Source organism: Streptomyces sp. C (assembly GCF_000158895.1).
Lineage (GTDB): Bacteria > Actinomycetota > Actinomycetes > Streptomycetales > Streptomycetaceae > Streptomyces > Streptomyces racemochromogenes.
Map to the genome: position 1 here is coordinate 6,234,610 of NZ_GG657750.1, position 1,550 is coordinate 6,236,159.

1 protein-coding gene and 1 pseudogene are annotated in these 1,550 nt (G+C 76.9%); both read left to right on the top strand.

Annotated features, from left to right (window positions below; all coding sequences use genetic code 11):
• On the top strand, window positions 1–890 hold an 890-nt coding region (locus tag SSNG_RS38170), incomplete at its 5' end, for a hypothetical protein (protein ID WP_050779743.1).
• Window positions 887–1,550, top strand: a pseudogene (locus tag SSNG_RS42370) (caspase family protein); the annotation flags it as partial. The gene SSNG_RS38170 and the pseudogene SSNG_RS42370, both read left to right, overlap by 4 nt.

The window sequence follows — 1,550 nt, forward strand, 5'->3', positions numbered from 1 at the left end:
TGGAGCTGCTGCACCGGCTCGCCGGAGCCCCCGAACCGGACGGTCCCGGCGAGCTGCGCGCCCTGCTCGACGGCACCGGCCTCGCCGCCGGGTTCCGGCCCGCCGTGGAGGCCGCCGCCGGCTCCGCCGAAGCGGCCCGCGCGGGCGCCCGCGCCACCGCCGAACCGCAGGCCCGCGAGCTGGCCACCGCCCTCGCCCGGGCCGTCACCGCCGGGGCCCTCGCCGGGGCCGGGGCCGACGCCGACTGCACCGCCGCCGAACGGGACCGGCTCGTCGAGCTCCTCACCACCCGCCTCGGCGGCGGCGCCCGCGTCCCCGGGGCCCGGGCCGCCGCCGTCCTCGGCCGGCTCGCGCTGCGGGTCACCACGCAGCCCCTGCTCAACGCCTGGCGCGGCTCCCTCACCGCCGGCGCCGCCCCCGCGCTCGGCGACATCCTGCGCTACCAGGCCAGAGGCGCCGGCCTGCGTGCGTACCTCCGCGAACGGATCACCGCCCGGCCCGGCCCGACCGTACTGATCGGCCACAGCCTCGGCGGGATCGCCCTGGTGGACCTGCTCGCACTGGACGCCGCCGACGGCGGACCCGTACCCGGCGTCGAACTGCTCGTCACCGTCGGCTCGCAGGCCCCGTACCTCCACGAACTCGGCGCCCTCACCGCCCTCGCCCCCGGCAGCCGGCTCCCGTACGGCTTCCCGCGCTGGCTCAACGTGTACGACCGCCAGGACGTGCTGTCCTACCTCGCCGCACCCGTCTTCCCCGGCGACCCCCGCGTCAGCGACCACGAGATCCGCAGCCGCCAGCCCTTCCCCGCCAGCCACAGCGCCTACTGGAAACAGCAGTCCCTCTACGAGAGCGTCGAACGGGCGGTGACCGAAGCGGGGTTGGGGTGAGGGCCCTCGGCGGGCCGCACACCGACGTGAACCCCGGGCGCACCTTCGCGCTCGTCGCGGGGGTCGAGCGGTACGAGATCAGCCACCACTGGAACCTGCGCGGGCCCGCCCGCGACGCCCTGCGCTTCGCCCGGTGGCTGACCGGGCCCGGTCAGGTGCCCGCAGCGAACGTCCGCCTGCTGCTGTCGCCGCTCGACGACCCCGACACCCTCGACTGGTCCGCGTCCGACGGCCTGGCCGCGCTGCGGACCTCGTACCGGCCCGCGACCGAGGCGAACGCCCGCACCGCGCTGCTCGACGAACTCCCCGAATGCGACGGCGACCTGCTGTGGATCTTCTGGGCCGGGCACGGCTACCTCGGCCGCGACCACGAGCTGATGCTGCCCTGCGCCGACGCCCGCCCCGGCCAGATCCGCCACCTCAACCTCGACTCCGCGCTCCGCTGGTGGCGCACCGACCTGGTCAAGCACCGGCGGTTCCCGCTCCAGGCGGCACTGGTGGACGCCTGCCGCGTCGACGCGCCCCGCGACAGCCGCTGGAACTTCGGCAGTGCCGACTACGGCGGCGGCCACACCGTCCCGGGGCGGCGGCAGTTCCGCCTGTACGCCTCCCGCGTGGGGGAGGCCGCGCAGAACGACGCCGAACGGGGCGCCGGCCGTT